Annotated in this window: 15 protein-coding genes; 13 read left to right on the top strand and 2 right to left on the bottom strand. The window is 49.9% G+C overall.

Annotated features, from left to right (window positions below; translation table 11 throughout):
• Positions 1-61: 61 nt before the first annotated feature.
• Together gmd and BM202_RS11200 are read right to left on the bottom strand one after the other, a co-directional pair.
• Complete coding sequence (gmd, locus tag BM202_RS11205) at positions 62-1,174, bottom strand: GDP-mannose 4,6-dehydratase (RefSeq protein ID WP_093825930.1); 1,113 nt, start codon at positions 1,172-1,174, stop codon at positions 62-64.
• A 50-nt stretch (positions 1,175-1,224) separates the two neighbouring features.
• Positions 1,225-2,412, bottom strand: coding sequence for a glycosyltransferase family 2 protein (locus tag BM202_RS11200; protein ID WP_093825929.1), 1,188 nt, complete (start codon positions 2,410-2,412; stop codon positions 1,225-1,227).
• A gap of 155 nt (positions 2,413-2,567) precedes the next feature.
• On the opposite strand from BM202_RS11200, the gene BM202_RS11195 reads away from it, so the two are divergent.
• The 13 genes from BM202_RS11195 (at position 2,568) to BM202_RS11135 (ending at position 20,875) form a co-directional block, all read left to right on the top strand.
• Positions 2,568-6,020, top strand: a complete 3,453-nt coding sequence (locus BM202_RS11195; protein WP_093825927.1) for a carbohydrate-binding protein — start codon at positions 2,568-2,570, stop codon at positions 6,018-6,020.
• A gap of 830 nt (positions 6,021-6,850) precedes the next feature.
• Complete coding sequence (locus BM202_RS11190) at positions 6,851-7,252, top strand: response regulator (protein WP_093825925.1); 402 nt, start codon at positions 6,851-6,853, stop codon at positions 7,250-7,252.
• Between the two features lie 29 nt (positions 7,253-7,281).
• Positions 7,282-8,451: a sugar transferase gene (locus tag BM202_RS11185; protein ID WP_093825923.1), complete on the top strand. Its 1,170-nt coding sequence runs from the start codon at positions 7,282-7,284 to the stop codon at positions 8,449-8,451.
• A complete protein-coding gene (locus BM202_RS11180; protein WP_093825921.1) occupies positions 8,430-9,380 on the top strand; it encodes a glycosyltransferase family 2 protein in 951 nt (316 codons plus the stop codon). The genes BM202_RS11185 and BM202_RS11180 overlap by 22 nt, the downstream gene beginning before the upstream one ends.
• A 24-nt stretch (positions 9,381-9,404) precedes the next feature.
• Positions 9,405-10,598, top strand: coding sequence for a glycosyltransferase family 2 protein (locus BM202_RS11175; RefSeq protein ID WP_093825918.1), 1,194 nt, complete (start codon positions 9,405-9,407; stop codon positions 10,596-10,598).
• 26 nt (positions 10,599-10,624) lie between these two features.
• A complete protein-coding gene (locus BM202_RS11170; protein ID WP_093825917.1) occupies positions 10,625-12,112 on the top strand; it encodes an O-antigen ligase family protein in 1,488 nt (495 codons plus the stop codon).
• Positions 12,109-13,323: a glycosyltransferase gene (locus BM202_RS11165; protein ID WP_093825916.1), complete on the top strand. Its 1,215-nt coding sequence runs from the start codon at positions 12,109-12,111 to the stop codon at positions 13,321-13,323. The genes BM202_RS11170 and BM202_RS11165 overlap by 4 nt, the downstream gene beginning before the upstream one ends.
• Positions 13,324-13,379: 56 nt before the next feature.
• Positions 13,380-14,201, top strand: coding sequence for a TolC family protein (locus BM202_RS11160; RefSeq protein WP_093825914.1), 822 nt, complete (start codon positions 13,380-13,382; stop codon positions 14,199-14,201).
• A gap of 4 nt (positions 14,202-14,205) precedes the next feature.
• Complete coding sequence (locus BM202_RS11155; RefSeq protein ID WP_177236560.1) at positions 14,206-16,440, top strand: GumC family protein; 2,235 nt, start codon at positions 14,206-14,208, stop codon at positions 16,438-16,440.
• Positions 16,437-17,873 carry an MOP flippase family protein gene (locus BM202_RS11150; protein ID WP_093825913.1) on the top strand — a complete coding sequence of 479 codons (1,437 nt, stop codon included), beginning with the start codon at positions 16,437-16,439 and terminating at the stop codon, positions 17,871-17,873. Before BM202_RS11155 ends, BM202_RS11150 begins: the two co-directional genes overlap by 4 nt.
• Before the next feature lie 22 nt (positions 17,874-17,895).
• Positions 17,896-18,852 carry a hypothetical protein gene (locus tag BM202_RS11145; protein ID WP_093825912.1) on the top strand — a complete coding sequence of 319 codons (957 nt, stop codon included), beginning with the start codon at positions 17,896-17,898 and terminating at the stop codon, positions 18,850-18,852.
• 14 nt (positions 18,853-18,866) lie between these two features.
• Positions 18,867-19,739 (top strand): alpha-1,2-fucosyltransferase, encoded by an 873-nt coding sequence (locus BM202_RS11140; protein WP_093825911.1) that lies wholly within the window; start codon positions 18,867-18,869, stop codon positions 19,737-19,739.
• Positions 19,740-19,777: 38 nt separating this feature from the next.
• On the top strand, positions 19,778-20,875 hold the full coding sequence (locus tag BM202_RS11135) for a glycosyltransferase family 4 protein (RefSeq protein WP_093825909.1): 1,098 nt from the start codon (positions 19,778-19,780) through the stop codon (positions 20,873-20,875).
• Positions 20,876-20,887: the final 12 nt, after the last annotated feature.

Raw genomic sequence — 20,887 nt, 5'->3', positions numbered from 1 at the left:
GGGTGTTTTTCGCTCGCCCCTGAATGGCTTATACGTCTTTCTGTACGTTATGCGCCATCTATCATTCGAAATAATTCAGCACCTGGTGACCGCTATCGGCCAGAAGCTGGTCACGACGAAATAAATTAATGTCAGCGGTCATCATATCTTTAACAAGCGCGGGAAGGTCGTATTTCGGTTTCCAGTTCAGCTTTGTCATCGCTTTGGTTGGATCGCCCAAAAGCAGGTCCACTTCCGTCGGACGGAAATAGCGAGGGTCAACGCATACCACTTCTTTACCCACCTCAACCTGAAAAGCGGGATCAGTTGAGCTAACGACGGTTCCCACTTCCGAAACGCCTTCTCCCGTAAACGCCAGCTCAACGCCAATCTCAGCGAATGCCATTCGTACGAAATCCCGCACACTGGTTGTCACACCCGTAGCAATAACGAAATCTTCAGGTTCGTCCTGTTGCAGAATCAGGTACATAGCCTCAACATAATCCTTGGCGTGTCCCCAGTCGCGTAGAGAATCAAGATTACCCAGATATACCTTATCCTGAAAACCGAGGCCAATACGTGACACGGCACGCGTAATTTTACGCGTCACAAACGTTTCGCCACGTAGTGGTGACTCGTGGTTAAATAAAATCCCGTTGCAGGCAAACATGTTGTAGGCTTCGCGGTAATTGACCGTAATCCAGTACCCATAAAGTTTGGCTACGGCATAGGGTGACCGTGGATAAAACGGTGTTGTTTCTGACTGCGCATGCCCCTGAACACCCCCGTAGAGTTCCGATGTCGATGCCTGATAGATACGGGTTTTTTCGGTCAGCCCCAGCAACCGGACAGCTTCCAGAATACGAAGTGTGCCGATCCCATCTACCTGCGCGGTATATTCCGGTTCATCGAAACTCACCCGTACATGCGACATCGCTCCGAGATTATAAATTTCATCGGGCTGTACTTCCTGTATAACCCGAATGATATTGGTCGAGTCAGACAAATCCCCATAATGAAGCTTAAAATGTACGTGTTTTTCGTGGACGTCCTCATACAGATGGTCAATACGTTGCGTATTGAAGAGCGAACTCCGGCGTTTGATACCGTGAACTTCATATCCTTTTTCTAATAGCAATTCAGCCAAATAGGCTCCGTCTTGTCCAGTAACTCCGGTAATTAATGCTTTTTTCATAAATAGTCAATCAGTCAGTATTCAAAAAATAGGCCTTACTCTAAAGTTTGTCAATGAGGCTCAGATGTTTCAGTATGGGGCGTGTGTAAGAATTTTTTACCTGCTTGTTTGTAGTTAACCAGCGACCGAAACATGCCAAAAATTAGCGCAGGCAATACCACAAAATCACGTCCCTTGATTTTACGATATAAGGAAGCGGGAACCGATATAATTAAGCTACATAGCAACAAGCCCAGTAGCCCCAGAGCGAAGAATTGAAAGGACGCAGTACCCAACAGGCTTACCACAGCCAGTAGGCCTAAAACTGCCAGAAGAATCATCCGGGGAAGTAGTAACGATTTAATCAACGTATTAAACGCCTGCCAGTTACCTTTGAACAGTTGCTGAATACCTATCTTGAAATAGGCTTTAATGAAGTATAATTGAGCGGCAACCCACCGGGTACGTTGCCGTTGGAATACGGCAATGTTCTGAACTTTTTCATCCAGTATGACAGCATCCTGCAAATAACCAATCTTAATGCCAGCGACCACCAATAGCATTTCAAGTTCTTTATCATAGCCGCCCACCGTTTGAATCTGACTCAAGGCCCGCTTCATTAGAGTGGGTTCAAACGCCATTCCCGAACCAATCAACGAGGCAGATAATCCCATCGCCCGCTGTCCCGCCCGGAAAAGGTTATTGTTAATTTCTTCGTTTATAGCGTCGAATACGGCCACGCTCGTATTTGTATTTTTAGCTGTTCGATGTCCCTGAATGGCCCGCCAACCCTGACCAAATGCCTGATTGATCCGCATCAGAAAATCTGACGCCATGTGATTATCCGCATCAGAAATCAACACAATATCGTAAGTATTATCCGGGAGTGCATTCAGGGCATATGAGACGGATTTTTGAACTGTCGATTGCTCAAACTGAACAGGTAAGACCTTGATGGGATATTGAGAAAGCTTTATTAAGGTTTCGGGTTGAAACGAATCAGCGATTACAATAAGGTCGTATAGATTAGCGGGATAGCTCTGTTGTAAATTAGTCACTATAGAGCCTAAGATTACACCATCCTCTTTATACGCCGGAATCAACACAGCAATACGTCGTAACGGATCAACAGCCGTTGTGATCGGTACGTCATCAGCTCTTCCGAGACGGCCTGCTACAGCTGATACAAATAAGTAGAAAACGTTAATTGTTAGATAACCTGCTGGTAGCAGATAAGCAATAAATAGTAGAAAAAACATTATATATAGGAAGGTTGCTAGAAGGCGGTGATAACTAAAGCAAAATAATATATAAAATTACTATTTTCTATAAATGACTCCTTTTAATATATATTTATCAATTATTTTTAAATAAATATTAATCTTTGATACAAATCAACTCAACATAACGCTGCATGAAACTACTTATATTTTCTACTTACATCTGTGTAGTAATAATTACTGGGATACTCCCAACCAATTGGATTGCTCCATCAACCACCAGCTCAACCTATCTTTCTGACCAATTAACTCATCAAACAACCGCAACGTTACCGGGTCATCTGGAAGCGGAGAGCTACTCTGCCATGCAAGGGGTGCAGATTGAGACTGGCACCGATACCGACGCTAGCCAGATCATTGGCCAGATCGATGATGGGGATTGGATGGACTACGCCCTGAACGTGCCCCAGGAAGGGGCTTACACCTTCCGCTTCCGGGTGGCCAATAGCTATAGTGATGGGGCCAAGCTTGAGCTGCGGCTGGCCAACGGTACAGTACTGACCAGCGTGGAGGTACCCCGCACGGGAGGCTGGCAGAGCTGGGCTACCATTGGCGCTACCGCCCGCTTGCAGGCGGGTAACCAGACCCTGCGCATCCAGGTGGTCAAAGGGGGCTGGAACTTCAACTGGTTCGAGGCCGCTTCCAGTCGCCCCCTGACGGGTCGGCTCGAAGCCGAAAGCTATGATGTGGCCACTGATGTGCGGCCCGAAACAACCACCGATGAGGGGGGGGGGCAGAACCTGGGCTACATCGATGATGGGGACTGGATGGATTACAACGTGGCTGTGGCCAGTGCCGGCCTGCACACCTTCCGCTTCCGGGTGGCCAACCAGTATGGCAACGGGCGGATCGAGATTCGTTCGGAGTCGGGGGCGGTGCTGGGCAGTGTGGACGTGCCTCAGACGGGGGGCTGGCAGGCCTGGACCACCATCAGCACCACGGCTACGCTGACAGCGGGCAGTCAGGTGGTACGTATCCTGGCCGTGCGAGGTACCTTTAATTTCAACTGGTTCGATGTTACGCCGGGCGGTATTGTGCTAAGTCCGGCCGTTATTTCCTTTGCCGAACTACCGGACAAAACTACAGACGATGGAGAGTTCAGTCTGGTGGCCACGAGTACAAATACTAGTACGCCCATTACGTTTACCTCATCGAATCCATCGGTCATTACAGTATCCAACGGATCTGGTTTGTGGAAGGCAACCATAGTTGGTGCCGGAACAGCAACGATCACTGCGGCACAGGGGGCGTCAGCCTCGTTTCTGGCGGCTGTAGACGTGACGCGCACCCAGGTCGTGCGTGCGTCACCAGCATCGGTCATTTCTGCTGACAAAAAGATCCCAATCGATCCTAAACGCTGGTACCAGCTTAACAATGTAAGTAACGGACTGGACGGGTTGTTTGATGGCATTACTAACGTAACTGTTGAAACGGGCTGGGGGAAAGTGTTACCTCAGTATGACGCCTACTACCCACTGCTGGCAGGCGAGTCAATGACAATTGAGGGGCTACGATTCTATGACTTCGTCGGGGATTTCAGCGCCAGTCCCATGACTTTATCAATCATTACGGAGCAGTGGCAGCGTATTCCTATTGCCACCTTCAAAGGTAACTTATATACTGCCTGGGTTGGGCCCTATCCTGATCGGTCGATTTCTGGAAATGCCCAGTATAAACTGGATCAGCCCATTACGAACGCCCGGTATCTGGTCATTAACTCGTATGGGGCTTTTCCGACGGAGATGGAATTATACGGCGCTTATACACCGTCCAGCCAGACGTTCACTCCTACCCCGGCCAAAGCCGTGAAACTTAAAGATATGCTGGGGGTAAATGCCTACGAATGGAATTTTGAAGATGGCAATTCGCCCTGGCAGATCAATGAGTCCAAAATGAACGTCGTCAAAAGTTTTGGCGGTATTCGGCACTATATGGACTGGCATAAGCTGGAATCGGAGGAAGGTAGCTACACCTACAATCCAACTATGAGTGGGGGATGGAATTACGACGCCATCTACGAACGCTGTAAAGCCGAAGGCATTGAGGTACTAGCCTGTTTGAAAACAATTCCAGACTGGATGGCCAATACGTATCCACCCGCTGATCGCGACTCCGAAAACACACCGTTGCGCTACGGTAAAGACTTCTCCGATCCAGCCTCCTACCTCGAACAGGCAAAAGTGGCCTTCCAGTACATGGCGCGTTACGGCAGCAACACGAGCGTGAATCCTGCCCTATTGAGCGTACATTCAACTCCCCGCTGGCCGGGCGACAATCCGAATACAATAAAAATTGGTCTGGGTCTGATTAAATACATCGAATGCGACAACGAACGGGACAAGTGGTGGAAAGGCCGAAAAGCCTACCAGACGGCCCGCGAGTACGCGGCTAACCTGTCCGCTTTTTATGACGGTCACAAAAACAGCATGGGGCCAGGGGTGGGGGTTAAAAATGCGGACCCTTCGGCGCAGGTAGTCGTTGGTGGGCTAGCGTCGGCGTCGAGCGGATCCGACTACATAAAAGGTATGATTGACTGGTGCAAACAGTATCGGGGATACAAGCCCGACGGCACTGTTAATCTATGCTGGGATGTGATCAATTACCATATGTATTCCGATAATACGTCGTCGTCGCAGAGCGGAACCTCCACGCGGGGAGCGGCTCCGGAAGTAACACCCATCAATCGGGTTGCGGATGACTTTCGACAAACGGCTCACCGGCAATCATATGATATGCCCGTCTGGATTACCGAAGCTGGCTACGATGTCAATCAGGGTAGCCCCTTACGAGCCATTCCAATCGGGAACAAATCAGCGCTGGAAACCCAGGGTGACTGGATTCTGCGAACGTCTCTCCTGTATGCCCGGCTGGGTATCGAAAAGTTGTTCTTCTACCAGCTCTACGACGACAACTCAACCGGTGGTATGTTCGGTACGTCGGGGTTAGCAAACGGAGATAATATGACTCGCCGTCCGGCCGCTGATTATCTGTATCAAACCAAAAAGCTTTTCGGGGAATACATCTACAAAGAAACGCTCAATCAGGACCCTATCGTAGATCGTTATGAGCGAAACGGTACGTCGGCTTACATGCTGGTCGTGCCCGATGAAATTGGTCGTACGGCTACCTACACGCTGGACCTGAGCAATGCGACACAAGCCCGAATTTATCGACCCAAAGTCGGCAGCAACGATATGGAGTTGGAACTGGTTAACACAATCCAGGGCAAAGTACAAGTCACGGCAACCGAGACACCCCTGTTTGTGGTCGCGGGGAATATTGCACCAAATGCACGGCAGGCAGTAGCTTCAACAGACGTAAAAAGCCTGGCCGAGGCTGTTCAGGTGTACCCCAACCCTACAATCGATTTTATTACCGTTCAGGCGGAACGGACCTCAGAGGCTCCGATTAAAGTTAGTGTTTTCGACGCTGGCCTCAGCCACATGCATCAGCAGGTAAAGATTCTCAAAACAAACAACCAGTTTTCAGGCCAAATTGATATATCCCGGCTACCTGCAGGAACCTATATACTGGAAATAAAACAGGCTGGCGAACGAGTCGTCCGGAAAATATTAAAGACAAACTGATGGTTCGCCTGTACTAATTCATGCCTTTAGCGCCTGGGTATATGACCTTACTGGCTACAGCTAGCAAGGTCATATACCCAGGCGCTAAAGGCATGAATTTTTTCCTTAAAATCCCTCGCCAACCCCTTATTTAGTTAACATTTTAATTTTTTTGCTAACAAAGTTGTAAAATATATTTACTATATATAATATGAATAAATATTTTCCTATCTTTATATATACAATTTTAAGCGAGAATATAAACTAGCTTAACTTAGTAGGTAGGGACTAGAATCGCTAAGAATTTTATTTACAGAGCTGCTTTAGGCTAAGTGAATAACCTTCAGGGAGACCCATTGGAATAATCACTGAAGAATTCTTTGCTAAATGAGCAAAGAGTTTGGTCAATTCTAAGAAACAGGCTGAACTTCTTAAAAATACGACCTGAATCAGATAAAAAATCATGTCAGCATCCATCGTTCAGGCAAGCGCATTATGAGAATCATCAGACGTATATTTTTAACAAATTTATTCATAAAGTTATCTTACTTAACCGAACAGTAAATTTTATGTTGACATTGAATCTAGTTTTAGTTTCTTCCCGTTTGTATCATATGTTGGCATGATTGACATTGGCAATTCCAGGGACCTATTGTTTTTCATCTTCTGAATGGTGCCATTTTTAATCAATTGTTTATTGCTGTCAATGGCGCTAAATCTTGCCAACGCCGTATTGCTTTGAGCCCATTCTCCGCGTCAATTTGCCCACGTGTTTACGTATCCAACACAAGCTTATAACTAATCATTTTTCTCAAGCTCTTGGCCTACAAACCTCCTCATCTTGATTTTTTATGAAACCACTTTACCACGTATTGATTGCCGAAGACGATCCATTTATACGAAAAATTCTACGTCAGACGCTAAAAGATGACTTCGAGGTTATCACGAAGGAAAATGGTATAGAAGCCTTGTCCTGGCTCGAAGAGGGCAACCCCGTCGATATTATCCTGTCCGACATTCAGATGCCGTATATGGATGGGAAAGACCTCCTTGGCATGCTACGGGTCAGCCCGGTTTTCCGGAAAGTACCGCTGATTATTCTATCGTCCTTTTCCGATAGCGACACCCGAATCAAATTTTTCAAGTTGGGTGCTGACGATTATATCGTTAAGCCTTTTAGTCCAATTGAGGTTAAAGCCAAAATTATCAGCGTATTACGTCGAACGAAAGCAGATAACCCCGAAATATCTTAACCCCATCCCTGATTAAATTTCTCGTGGTCATGCAGGAAGTGATAGTGGATAGCCAACCGTTTCGTATTCTTTACGTTGAACAGGACGACCAGCGCGTTCAGGCTTTTCAACAAGCGTTTCAACCGCCAATCGATGTAATTAATGTTCCCGATGTACGGGCTGCGCTGGCGCATCTGGATGGACAGAGTCCGGTTGATCTGGTACTTTATAATGACTCACTGGATAGTACTGCTTTTTTAAAGAGTCTGGGAACAAGACGTAATCTGGGCAGCTTACCAGTTCTGCTGTTGACGGACCGGACAGGCATTGACCTGACGGCTGATCCATTTCAGGGACATGTCATTGATGCATTCTCGTATGATTATTCGGAGGATGATCTTCGCGTTCGATTAAATTACCTGATCCGGAAAAAGGAATACGAACAGAAAGGCCATATCAGCACGAAATCGGCGTCCATCCGTATTCCTGTTGGTAAACGCCTGTTCGACATTGGCCTTTCCCTGTTAATTCTAATAATGATATCGCCTATACTGCTGATTGTAGCCATACTGGTAAAGATCGACTCGAAAGGGCCGGTTTTTTACAGCTCCAAGCGCGTCGGCACGGGTTTCAAAATATTTGATATGTACAAATTCCGCACCATGCGGACGGACGCCGACCAGCTATTAGCGGGGATGGCCTCTCAGAATATGTACAACAAAGTCAGCGCCGAAAAGCCAGCCGACGACCGATGCGAAGATTGTCAGTTAGCGGGTCTCGTCTGTCAGCAGCCACTGTTTATGGACAACAAACAGGTTTGCGAACGGCTTCATCTGCGCGAACAAAAGGCGAAGGCCATGTTCACCAAGTTTAAAGAGGACCCACGCGTTACCCGCCTGGGCAAAGTGCTACGCAATACCAGTATTGACGAACTCCCCCAGTTATTCAATATTCTACGGGGTGATATGTCCTTCGTTGGCAATCGGCCATTGCCGCTCTACGAAGCCGAAAAACTGACGACAACCGGGTACGGACGCCGGTTTGCTGCGCCTGCTGGCCTGACGGGACTCTGGCAGGTTACCAAGCGAGGGAAAACCAAAGTATCGGATCAGGAGCGTATTCAGCTTGATGTGCTATATGCCAAGAGCTACTCCTTCCGCACCGACATGCTCATTCTTCTGAAAACACTTAAAGCGGTATGGCAGAAGGAGAACGTATAGATACAATGCCCCTGATCTCACTGATTACCATCAACTACAACCAGGCGATGGTGACGTGTGATTTGCTGGAATCTACCCGAACCCTGACGTATCCACGGTACGAAATAATCGTGGTTGACAACGGCTCGCGGGAAGACCCAACCGAACTTATCCGGCGGGGTAATTATCCGAACGTAACAGTAGTGGTCAGCCCTGAAAATCTGGGATTTTCGGGCGGCAACAATCTGGGGATTCAATATGCCCAGGGCGATTACTACTTTCTCCTGAATAACGATACCATTGTTACCCCGAATTTGCTGGAACAGTTGCTGGCCCCGTTTTACCAGGATTCAACGATCGGGGTTACCTGCCCGAAGATTCGGTATTTCGATGAGCCTACCATTATTCAGTATGCTGGTTATCATCCTCTGAATCAATATACGGGCCAGACCTGGGCTGTAGGTTTGAAGGAACCCGACCAAGGCCAGTACGACCTGCCCGGTCCAACTTTTTTTGCCCATGGTGCCGCTATGCTGGTTAGCCGGGCGGTGCTGGAGAGGGCTGGCTCGCTCGACGATAGCTTTTTTCTGTATTACGAGGAGCTGGACTGGTCGGCGCGAATCCGGCGGGCGGGTTTTCAGATTTATTACCAGGCCGAAGCCCTGATTTATCATCGGGAATCGATGAGCGTTGGCAAGGCGAATGCCCTGAAGGTCTACTATCATACGCGTAATCGCCTTTGGTTCATGCGCCGGAACGTAGTAGGGTTACCCTTACGGATTTTTTACCTGTATTATTTTGGACTGGCTCTGCCGAAAGCACTGATCCAGTATACCTTACACTGGCAACCCACCTACCTGAAAGCGGTAAAAGACGCCATTGTCTGGAATTTAACGCACACCAGTAAACAGCCAGCCTCCGCGGTATCGCCCGTGGAAATGGCGGTTTGATCGAGCTTTATCAAGACAAAACGGATGGAATTACTGCTACTTATCAGTATTGGACTTGTACTTTACACCTACCTCGGTTATGGCCTGGTGGTGTGGGTTCTTATTAAGCTACGACCCCGGCGACCAGCGGTGGCTGATATATCGGATGAGTTTACGCCAGACGTAACGTTAATCGTACCCGCCTACAACGAAGCCGATTGCCTGCCCGCCAAAGTAGCCAACTCCCTCGGGCAGCTATACCCCCGCGAACGAATTCAGTACCTGTTTGTGACCGAAGGATCGACCGACGGATCGGATGACTACTTACGCATACACTACGGCGACTCGATTAATGTGCTGGGCGGCTCCGAACGGCGTGGTAAAGTGGCAGCTATGAATCGGGCCATGCTGCAGATCCAGACTCCTATCGTCATTTTCACTGATGCCAACACGCAACTAAATCCACAGGCGGTCCGGAATATCGTTCGGCATTTCCGGGACCCGCAGGTTGGGGCGGTAGCTGGCGAGAAACGGATTCAAACCACTGACGCTGAATCGGCAGCGGGATCGGGCGAAGGCCTTTACTGGAAATACGAATCCCAGCTCAAGCGGTGGGATGCCGAATTGCAAACCATTGTCGGGGCAGCCGGGGAGCTATTCGCCGTTCGGACCCACCTGTACGAGCCGGTGTCTACCGATACCATCCTCGACGATTTCATGATTTCACTGCTGATTGCCGGTCAGGGGTATCGGGTGGCGTATGAGCCGGAAGCCTATGCGCTGGAACGGCCATCGTTTTCAATCCTTGACGAGCAGAAGCGCAAAATCAGGATTGCCGCGGGTGGTTTCCAGTCGATGGCTCGCCTGACCGATTTGCTCAACCCGTTCCGTCATGGCTGGCTCACATTCGAGTATGTGTCGCACCGGGTTATGCGGTGGGCCGTTACGCCCCTATGCCTACCCCTGATTTTGCTGCTCAACACCGGGCTGGTTCTCCGTGACGGCTGGGCTTCCGGCTGGGGATTGCTCCTGACAGCGCAAATTCTATTTTATGGAGCGGCCTGGCTTGGCTACATTCTGGAAAAGCGTCAGCTACGCTGGAAAGCCGTTTTTGTTCCGTTCTATTTCACGTTCATGAACGTCTGTGCGCTGGCGGGTCTGGTTCGCTACCTGCGCGGCAATCAGTCGGGAACCTGGGAAAAGGCACGACGGGCCGATGCTGTCGACGCAGTCATTTAACTGTTTTTGTCTGCTTCTGACTTGCTATGGCACAATCAACTTATTTACTGACAAACCAATCCTCGAACCGATTCTGGCTGTATAGTCTGGCAGGCGGTCTATACACCATTGGCGCGGGCTACCTGATCAGTAAACTGGGTGGTACAGGAGCGATACTGTCCATCCTGGCGCCTGTTGTGCTAACCATGCTGATCATGGTATTGCTCGATCCTCGGTTTGGCCTGTTCCTTTACTTACAACTCAGTTTTGTTGTTGGCTTTGTACGATTCGTCCAGATCGACGTTCCGGTCGGGTTACTGATTGATGGGCTGTTAGCCCTGACGCTGGTAAGTCTGTTCATCAACGGCCAGCGGATGGCATGGCACCGACTGCGCAGCCCGGCGTTTATCCTGATAGTCATCTGGTTTCTATACACAATCATCGAGCTATTCAATCCTGAAGCTCCCTACCAACCCGCCTGGTTTTACCATGTGCGCCCGTTCTCCCTGCACTGGTTTATGGCAGCCTGCATTGCTCTTGTAGCGCCCATTACCAGAAAGGACATCAGCATTATGGTCAACTCCTGGCTAGCCTGGTCGTTTCTGGCCGCGCTCTGGGCGTTCAAACAGCAGTATATCGGCCTGGCACCGGCCGAAGTAGTCTGGCTCAACAGCGGATTTAATGCCAAAACGCACCTGCTCTTTGGCCAGCTTCGGTGTTTTTCGTTCTACTCCGATGCAGCCCAGTTTGGGGCTGAAATGGCGGGGGTCACGGTGGTGGCCGTTATCCGGGTTTTTGAGGAGAAAAAACTGCTCTACAAGCTGGGCTTTCTGTTTCTGGCGCTGGTATACTTCTGGGGCTACGCCGTTTCAGGAACGCGCAGTGCTCTTTTTGTGATGCTTGCTGGCTTTCCCTTCTATCTGCTCCTGAAACGGGATTTTCTGAAGCTTCTCATTGGTATGATCCTGGCAGTTCCTCTGGTGCTGCTTCTGCTCTACACCAGCGTTGGCAGTTCTAACTATCAGGTACAGCGCATGCGTTCAGCCCTGACGCCAATGAACGATCCCTCGTTCCTGTTGAGGCTGCAAAATCAGGAGAAATTAGCCCTATATCTGAAAGACCTGCCATTTGGTGCGGGCATCGGTACGTCGGCGGATGCAGGGTCACGGTTTACGCCCCAGCACTGGGCGGCTCAGATTCCGCCCGATAGCTGGTACGTTGAGGTTTGGATCGAGACAGGTCGCGTCGGCCTTACCCTGTATATCCTGATGCTGTTGGGCCTGATAGGCATTGGTGTTTATCGGGTCTGGCAGTTGAAAGATCCCTGGGTGATCAAAATTATGTATGCGTTTCTGGCGGAATTCGTGGGCATCGCCGTAATGGGATATTCGAACCCGGTGTTGAGCCAGTTCCCGACAACGAGCGTCGTTTTCATCAGCACGCTGTTGATTGCTACCTGCTACCGGTGGGATGTTAATCCGGCCACCGCAGCGCTATCAACGGAACAAAAACGTCTATCCCACGGCCCGCTATGAACCAATTTGACAGCATCATCTGCATCACGCAAACGCCCTGGAAAGGGGACTTCCAGAAGGCTGCCGTTCAGCTCATGACCGAGTTGTCGGCCCGGAACCGGGTGCTTTATGTTGATTATTTATATACACTCAAGGATTTGACGCAGGGTATAGGCGGCCGGGGAGACATACCCGTCAGGGACATAATGCGGCTGCAAAATCCCTTAACCACCCTGAAAACGGAGCAGAACGGTGGGGAGCTATTCGTCTGGACACCCCCCATCATGCTACCTATCAACTGGCTATCGAACGAGTCGCACGACCGGTTGCTTCAGTGGAATATCAATCGGCTGGTCAGTAAGTTACAGGGTGTTATGCGTAAATTAGACATGCATCGGCCGTTGATTATCAATGCATACAATCCCGTCATTGGCTTACCCTTACTGGGCAGGCTGAACGAGTGCGCAACGATTTATTATTGTTTCGATGAAATCACAACGGCTGGCGACTGGATGAGCCGTCATGGCACGCGCTACGAAGAGGCATTCCTCCGGCGCGTCGATGCCGTGGTCACCACATCGGAAACCTTACGTCAGGACAAATCGACGGTACAACCTCAAACCTTCTGCGTAAAGAACGGTGCCAATTTTGAGCTATTCAATCTGGCCCGCCAGCTGGCTCAGCAACAACCTCCCGTAAAACCAGTCGTTGGCTACCTGGGCTCGGCTGATAATCGGATCAATATTGACATCATGGAATATTGTGCCCGAACGATGCCCGATGTTGAGTTTCAGTTTATTGGCGAGGTTCATGAACTTGACTTGCCCGCCCGATTGGCACCTTATCAGAACGTAACGTTTATCCCACCCCATCAGCCAAACGACCTCCCTCCTCTGCTGGCTAAGCTGAGCGTGGGTATCATTCCATTTGTCTGTAACCGGCACACCTATACAATTTACCCACTTAAAATCAATGAGTATCTGGCGGCCGGGCTTCCTGTGGTGTCGACTCCATTTTCGATACTGGACGACTTTGACGGCATCATCGAGCTGGCCGATACCCCGGAACGGTTCGCTCAGGCACTCCGTCGGGCACTGGCCGATACGGCTCCTGAGCGCATTCAGCAGCGGGTCAATACGGCACAAGGCAACTCGTGGGAGCAACGTGCCCGCGAGTTCGAAGCCGTTATCCAGCAAGTACCCAAAGCCTGGCGGCAGGAACAGCCAGCGTAACCGATCAATTTTCAATCTGCAAAACCGTAATGACTTCTTTCAGGAAACAGGAACCCATGAAACAGCACCCATTCAACCGACTCATTCGCTTTGGCCAGCAGTTTCTGCCGGGGTTACTGCTGCTGGTCGCCGTACAAACTTATGGGCAGGGAACCCTTCCCCCGCAAACTTCCGCGGCCAAACCAGTGGTAACAACCACGACTACCGTAGGGCTGGACAGTATGATTTTCGACTTTAACCGGGACATTGCCGTTCAGCTAATCCCGTTTGAGGACATCTACCAAATGGCCCTTAAGTATTCATCGGTCGTGAAATTCGAAGGTGGTATTGCCAGCGCCCAGCAGGCCGCTTATCAGCTATCGAAGCTACAGATTCTGCAAAACATGTCGGGCTTTGCCAATTACTCGACGGGTAATCAGGCTATCCTATCAACAGGCTCAGCCATCAATGATCATTTAGGGCAGATTTCGAACGGATACCGGGCTGGGGTCAACATAGGGATCAGCCTGCACGATTTATTCGGGCGACCCCAGCAGATACGTCTGGCCAGAGCCAATTATGAATCAGCGCTGGAGCGGCAACGTACCTCCCAAATCGGGCTGAAGAAGGAGCTATTCAACCTGTATCAGGACCTACAACTGTCCCAACGGATTTTACAGATACGCCTGCGCGATGAACAGGTCGCGCTCACCGCTTTCCGGATTGCCGAAGTCGAGTTGCAAAAAGGAAAAATCACGCCCGAAGCGCACGCCTTCAACAGCAGCCGCTATGCCAACACCCAGTCGTCGGTTGAGGAGTCCAAGTCGGAGTTTACCAAAAATATTTACGCCCTCGAATTGCTCGTTGGTGTACCCATTTATCAATTGAAACGCAACTAACCTTATGACACTTCAAGGACTTGGTAGGCTTCTGAAACAGCACCTCATTTGGTTTATCCTGTTCCCATGTCTGGCGGCAGGAACGGTTTACTATTTCATGCGCAATGAAACGAAGGTATACAAAGCCAAAGCAACTTTATACACCGGTATTACGTCTGGCTACTCCATACGGTCAGCCGAAGTAGGCTCTAACGTGGATTTTTCGGCCATCAGCAATGCATTCGATAATATCCTGACAACGCTCACGTCCAACCAGACACTCTACTACGTCGGCGTCAGGATGTTAAGTGACCATCTACAACTGACCAAACCTACCGTGGAACAGCTTTCGCCAGCCAGCTTTCAGCAGTTACAGCAAGCTATTCCCGCCAGTCTGCGCCAGTCACTAATCCGGCCGGGCGACCCCGACTACACCCGTCGTCGGATAGACAGCCTCGCCCAGAGTAAGACAGACAATCCCATTAAAGCCCTGTTGCTCAATCCGAACTCCTATTATTCGGCGGACTACATTGGTAAAAAGCTGAAAGCCAGTCGAAAAAATGCCAGTGACATGCTGGATATTGAGTACGAAGCGGGCGATCCGGCGGTGACTCAGCAGACCTTGACGCTGGCGATCAACGAACTAAACGACCGCTATACATCCCTCAAACGCGGTGAGACCAACCCGGTCATTAAATATTATCAGGATAAAGAGAAAGCGGCTAAGCGGCAACTCGACAACGCCGAAGCAAAACTGCGGGCGTTTAACGTGCAGCACAATGTGCTCAACTTCGAGGACGAACTGAAAACCCGTTCGGCAACCCGTGATGCCCTGATTGCTGAGTACAACACGGAGGTAATGCGTAATCAGGCGGCTAAAGCAGCGATGAATGCCCTGAACCAGCGGATGACCCAGGGCGGGAGCCTACTCAAAATCAACACGGCCTTAACCGATAAACAGGCGGAATTGACCATGGCCGAGACGCAGCTGATTAACGCCCGGACCAATGGACAGCCCCAGGCGGTTCTGGATCAGTATCAGGCAAAGATTAACAAAGCGTCGGTAGAACTCCAGCAGATTGCGCAGAATTACTTTGCCGCGGATAACTCAGCGGATGCTATTCCAAAAGCAAAGCTGATCAACGAGTGGCTGGCTAAAGTGCTGGAGTTCGAAGAATCCGGCGCCCGGATGGGCGTAGTGAAAAAACGCCTGGATGATTACCAGGCAGAATCGATAAACTTCCCCCCGCTGGAGTCCGAACAACGGCAGTTGACCCGTGAAATGACCGTGGCCGAAAAAGACTACCTGAGTCTGATCCAGTCGCTGAACCAGGCCAACACACACCGGCAGGACATTGCCATTGACGGAGCCATGTCCGTATTGGACCCACCCAATTTTCCGTATGCGGCCCAACCGTCTAAACGCATGCTGTTTACACTGATTGGTGCGGGTGTTGGCCTTGTCATAGCCCTGTTGCTGGCAGCGATACGTTTCTGGGCCGACAAGCGGGTCAATTCGCTGGAAGAAGCCGAGCAGCGAATCGGTCACCCGATTACAGCGTCTTTCCCAACGGTTAAAAAGTTTGCTGTCAATTCCCGCGCCAGCCGGGCTGCGGTCAGTATGTTCGAGCAACTGGGCAACGCCATCAACATTGACATTGAACAGCGACAGACATCGACCCGTCCACCCCTCATTACGTTATTCAGCATACGATCGGGTCAGGGAAAAACCTGGTTTGCGCATGGACTGGCCCGTTTATATGCGGAATCGGGCGAGCAAGTGGCCTACTATTATCCCCAACAGTCAGAAACTGATCGAAAATTTGAACAGGATGGTATAACCTTCTTCCCGTATGAGCTGCATCCAAACTTTATGAACGTGCGGGAGCCTGAAGACTTGTTGCCGTCGGAAGACCCCCTGACGATCAACTCGTTCTCGAAGATCATCCTCGAGCTCCCCGCTCTCATTGGCAGTCCAATTCCGTTGCATCTGGTCAACCGAAGTGCGGTTTCGCTCATGATTCTGACGGTTCATACCATCTGGAGCCGTCGGGATAAGCAGTTATATGAGCTATATGCGAAAGCCGTCAGGCATCCGATTCTGATTGCCCTCAATAAAGTTGACGGGAGCGATGCTGACGGCCCAACCCTCAAAGATATCGAGCAGGGCCTGACTCGGACCAAGCGTTATGCCGAACCGAACGTAGTGACACACCGTGTGGGTGCCAACGAAACGATTCTTGATCAACAGACGAAATGAGTCATAAGCAACAGGCCGTAAGCGGTGGCAAGTGGATAAGCATGTCCACGGCTATTTCCACAGTGTTTCAGTTTGGCCAGGTAGCTATTCTGGCCAGACTGCTGGAGCCGTCGGCTTTTGGCATTGTCAGCGTTAGTGCGCTGCTGATTGCGTTTTTCAGCATTTTCGCTAATCTGGGCTTCTCGAACTCTATTATTTACAAACAGGAAGAAGATCAGCAAGTGCTCTCAACAATATACCTGTTGAATCTGGCACTGGGTCTGTTTATCGGGACAGCCCTCTTTTTCAGTTGGCCACTCGTGGTGGCGTATTATAAAGAACCCCGGCTGGAAAAGGTCATCAAGTTTTCGTCGCTGTACTTTGTCATCGTCTATTTCGGGCAGATCTACTATTTTCTGCTACAGAAAGAGCTTCGCTTCAAGGCCATAGCCAGTATCGATATCACCGGAGCTGCCATTGGTACGGGCGTTACCATTTTGCTGGCCTTCAATGGGTTCGCAGAGTTATCCCTGATTTTTGGTCAACTGGCGCAGCAAAGCGTAAAATCGGCGCTTCAGGTGGTGTTGGGAGCGTCGTTGTTTTCGCCGAAACTGACCTTTGACCTGAGCCTTATTAAAGAGCATCTGCAATTCGGCCTCTACAATGTGGGCGATGGCATTGTTGGGTTCATTCAGGCCAATTCCGACAATATTCTGGTCGGCGGTATGCTGGGCGTAAAACAACTGGGCTATTATACGCTGGCATCTCAACTGGCAGTTTTCCCCATTACACGGCTTAACCCGGTTATTTTACAGGTAGCCTACCCCATTCTGGCCAAGTTCAAAGGTGATAACAACGAACTTAAAAAATCGTACCTCACCATTCTGGATTTGCTCAGCTACATTAATTTGCCCTTGCTGGCCGGGCTGTTCATCACGGCCGACAGTGTTGTTCCGCTGTTCTACGGTCCCGGCTGGGAGCCCACCATTCCACTCATTCGCATATTCGTATTTGTCAGCATTTTCACTTTCCTGAGCAACCCTCTGTTCACCCTGGCGTTTTCGAAAGGAAAGCCTAAACTGCTGTTTTTATTGAACGTAGTGACGCTTTTCATCAAGATTCCCCTCGTTTACCTATTTGCCCGTTACTGGGGCGTTACGGGTATTGCCATGGCTTTTCTGGTGGCGACGCTGGCCAATCTACTCATCAATTTCCGGGTTGTCCGGTCGCTGATTGGCCCGTTTGTTAGTGAGTTCGCGCAGAATATCCTGAAGCCGGTTCTCTTCTGCCTGGTCATGGTGGGTGCCATTGCCCTGTATAAATCGTATGCCGATTCGGTCAGTGTTTTCAACACATCGACGCAGGTACTCATTGGTGGGCTGATTTACATCGGCCTCACGCTCCGGTACAAATTATCCTTCGCTGAACTAAAAACGATGGGAAAAACAGCCTGATGTTTTCCCCGATCAATGCCTTATGCAACAGCTAATCCTAAAATCACTGTACGTAGTAGCCCGGCTGCGATACCCGAAGCTCCGCAAGGATCTGGGTTATTTCGTGCGGGATAACTATTACTGTAAGCTGGTTCAGGGCCGTCATATAATCCAGGATTATATCCTGAAGAAGAAGTACAAAGTGATCAGCTATTATGGCGAATTTGACCAGGAACTGCGTTACGTACTGCCCTTTGCATACTGGCATCACCTGAATGGCACGCTGCTGAAAACAATTGGCGCTCAACATACAAAGGAGTTCTATTTTTTCAGTCCCGATCATGAGGAACGCTTTCAGCAGCGCGTCTGGCGGGAGTCCTACACGCACTATGATGTGCCGAACATGACGCACAGCAACTCCTACAGTTTCCGGAACTGGACGCAGGTGCCTTATAAAGCGTATTTTCGAAACGACATCTTCGTCTACGCCAAGCCGATACTGATTATCGCCAACAAGTATAACGTCGAGTGGGACCAGCCGCCCATCAATTTCCTGGATATCCCAACCCTCGACCAGATTATTAAGACTTACGGCGCTACGTATCAGATCATTTACAACCGCCCGTTACCGAGTCAGATTGTACAGGACAACAGCGAAACCATGCAGTTGAACGAGCATGCCTGGCTACGGGAAAATCATCCTGACGTCGTGCTGATGGACGATCTGTATGCCCGTTTTTATCCGCAGGTTGCCAACAATTATAACCACCTGCAACTGATGGTCTACGCCAACTGCGATCACTTCATTTCAATGCATGGGGGTACGGCCGCGCTGGCAAGCTGTTTCGGCGGAACAAATATCATTCTGTCGAATCCAAACTGGGGAATGGAACACCATTTCAACGAATATCAGACCTTATTCCCTAAGCTATCAAGCGCTACGATTCTGCACGCCCACGATCGGGCCGAAGTTCTTACGCACCTGAACAACTACTATTAATAGCCTCAACCAGCATGATTATCAGCAGAATAACCAGTGGCTTAGGAAATCAGCTTTTTCAGTATGCCGTTGCCCGGCATCTCGCACTGAAAAACAAGACGGCTTTGTACCTGGATTTGAGCTATTACAAGTATAAATACGACACAGATACACCGCGTGCGTTTAAACTCGGGCACTTTTCGGTTCCGTATCGTATTCTTCAGCAATCGCCCGTCGAGTACTTGTCCAAAGCTACGAAGCTGCTGCCCAATCGCAGTTTGCCGCCATTTTTCCTGTTTCTGAAAGAAAAGCACTTTCATTTCGATGAGCAGGTTCCGGCGACCCGTGGCCAATGTATTACGCTGGATGGGTTCTGGCAATCAGAGGCTTACTTCCGGGAAAATGCAGACACCATACGGCGCGAGTTGATGCTGACTGGTGCGCCAAGTCCCGAGTTTGAAGCCTATCAGCAACAGATTGGGGAAGCGTCTATGCCGGTTTCGGTTCATGTTCGGCGGGGCGATTATGTCAACCATCCGGAATTCAGCCAGACATTCGGTTTTGTTGGCCTGGAGTACTACAAAGAGGCCATTCGCCAGGTAACCAATCTACTCGAAAAACCGCAGTTCTACGTCTTCAGCGATGATCAGGCCTGGGTACGGCAGAATTTACCACTGCCCGGCAGTACGGTTTTTGTTCAGAATACAGGGCCGGACAGCGACGTTGCCGATCTGGTGCTGATGAGTCGGTGCCGGCATCATATTATCGCTAACAGCTCTTTTAGCTGGTGGGGTGCCTGGCTTAACCCCAACTCGGACAAAGCGGTAATCACACCTAAAAACTGGTATAAAAACAAACCTGACTGGAACACGAAAGACCTGCTTCCATCAACCTGGCTCGCCCTGTGACCACTGGCCGTACGGGTCGATTCAACCGCTGATGCACCATGACGAAAGTATTTATTGATCACCAGAAATTTACGACGCAAAAGTACGGCGGTATCAGCCGCTACTTTGCCAACATCATCCAGGGCATCAAGCGCACCGATACCATGACGTATCAGCTAGGGGTGCTGCATGCCAAAAACCACTATATCCAGAATGAACCGCTGCTCATAAAAGGGAGTCTCAGCGATCGGGTGCTGAACCGGAAAGAACGCTACGATTATCTACTGAATGAGTTCTACTGCAAACGCCTGCTGGAAAAAGCGGATTTCGATGTATTTCATCCTACCTACTACGACCCCTACTTCATCAAGCCGCTACGAAAACCGCTGGTAATCACCATTCATGATATGACCTATGAGCGACTGCCGGAGTATTTCTGGGCGCAGGACCCGCTCACCCAGCAAAAGCGGCTGAACATCGACCGGGCGGATTCCATCATTACGATCTCCAATACGACCCGGAAAGATCTGCTCAATTTTTTTGACGTAGACCCCAAAAAAGTCTCCGTTATCTACCATGGTATCGATATAGAGTCGCCCCTGCAAACGGCGCCCGTAGCCAACCTGCCCGAACAATACGTGCTGTTTGTTGGTGACCGCAGTGGCTACAAGAATTTTTACCTGTTTCTGAATGCGTTCCGACAGCTGGCTCCCCGCTTTCCAGACCTGCATGTGGTGCTGGCTGGTGGCGGCAAACTGGAAATTGCCGATCGGGAATTTATTCAGCGTCTGGGCTTGACCGACCGGGTACGGCACATAAACGCGACCGATGAACAATTGAATTTCCTGTATCAGAACACGCAACTGTTTGTCTATCCGTCTCTGTACGAAGGGTTTGGACTGCCCATTCTGGAGGCTTTCAAAGCAAAGAGCCCAATGCTCCTCAGCGACACCGAATGTTTCCGGGAGGTAGCCGCCGATGCAGCCGCGTATTTCAAACCCACCGATATGGATGATCTGATTGACAAGCTGGAAGCCACGCTGACCAACAGCGCCCTGAAAGCGGAGTTGGTGAAGAAAGGAACAAAGCGACTGGCAGATTTTGCGCTTCAGAAATCCATCGATCAGACATTAGCTATTTATAAATCATTGGCCTGATTTACGCCTGAC

Origin of the sequence: Spirosoma endophyticum (assembly GCF_900112365.1) — a bacterium.
GTDB lineage: Bacteria > Bacteroidota > Bacteroidia > Cytophagales > Spirosomataceae > Spirosoma > Spirosoma endophyticum.
Note: the sequence above shows the minus strand (reverse complement) of the source record. Positions and strands in the feature narration are given on the sequence as shown.

What these genes read in the sequence shown, in the direction of transcription:
- gmd (WP_093825930.1), bottom strand. Translation starts at nt 1,174, where the DNA reads ATGAAAAAAGCATTAATTACCGGAGTTACTGGACAAGACGGAGCCTAT.
- BM202_RS11200 (WP_093825929.1), bottom strand. Translation starts at nt 2,412, where the DNA reads ATGTTTTTTCTACTATTTATTGCTTATCTGCTACCAGCAGGTTATCTA.
- BM202_RS11195 (WP_093825927.1), top strand. Translation starts at nt 2,568, where the DNA reads ATGAAACTACTTATATTTTCTACTTACATCTGTGTAGTAATAATTACT.
- BM202_RS11190 (WP_093825925.1), top strand. Translation starts at nt 6,851, where the DNA reads ATGAAACCACTTTACCACGTATTGATTGCCGAAGACGATCCATTTATA.
- BM202_RS11185 (WP_093825923.1), top strand. Translation starts at nt 7,282, where the DNA reads ATGCAGGAAGTGATAGTGGATAGCCAACCGTTTCGTATTCTTTACGTT.
- BM202_RS11180 (WP_093825921.1), top strand. Translation starts at nt 8,430, where the DNA reads ATGGCAGAAGGAGAACGTATAGATACAATGCCCCTGATCTCACTGATT.
- BM202_RS11175 (WP_093825918.1), top strand. Translation starts at nt 9,405, where the DNA reads ATGGAATTACTGCTACTTATCAGTATTGGACTTGTACTTTACACCTAC.
- BM202_RS11170 (WP_093825917.1), top strand. Translation starts at nt 10,625, where the DNA reads ATGGCACAATCAACTTATTTACTGACAAACCAATCCTCGAACCGATTC.
- BM202_RS11165 (WP_093825916.1), top strand. Translation starts at nt 12,109, where the DNA reads ATGAACCAATTTGACAGCATCATCTGCATCACGCAAACGCCCTGGAAA.
- BM202_RS11160 (WP_093825914.1), top strand. Translation starts at nt 13,380, where the DNA reads ATGAAACAGCACCCATTCAACCGACTCATTCGCTTTGGCCAGCAGTTT.
- BM202_RS11155 (WP_177236560.1), top strand. Translation starts at nt 14,206, where the DNA reads ATGACACTTCAAGGACTTGGTAGGCTTCTGAAACAGCACCTCATTTGG.
- BM202_RS11150 (WP_093825913.1), top strand. Translation starts at nt 16,437, where the DNA reads ATGAGTCATAAGCAACAGGCCGTAAGCGGTGGCAAGTGGATAAGCATG.
- BM202_RS11145 (WP_093825912.1), top strand. Translation starts at nt 17,896, where the DNA reads ATGCAACAGCTAATCCTAAAATCACTGTACGTAGTAGCCCGGCTGCGA.
- BM202_RS11140 (WP_093825911.1), top strand. Translation starts at nt 18,867, where the DNA reads ATGATTATCAGCAGAATAACCAGTGGCTTAGGAAATCAGCTTTTTCAG.
- BM202_RS11135 (WP_093825909.1), top strand. Translation starts at nt 19,778, where the DNA reads ATGACGAAAGTATTTATTGATCACCAGAAATTTACGACGCAAAAGTAC.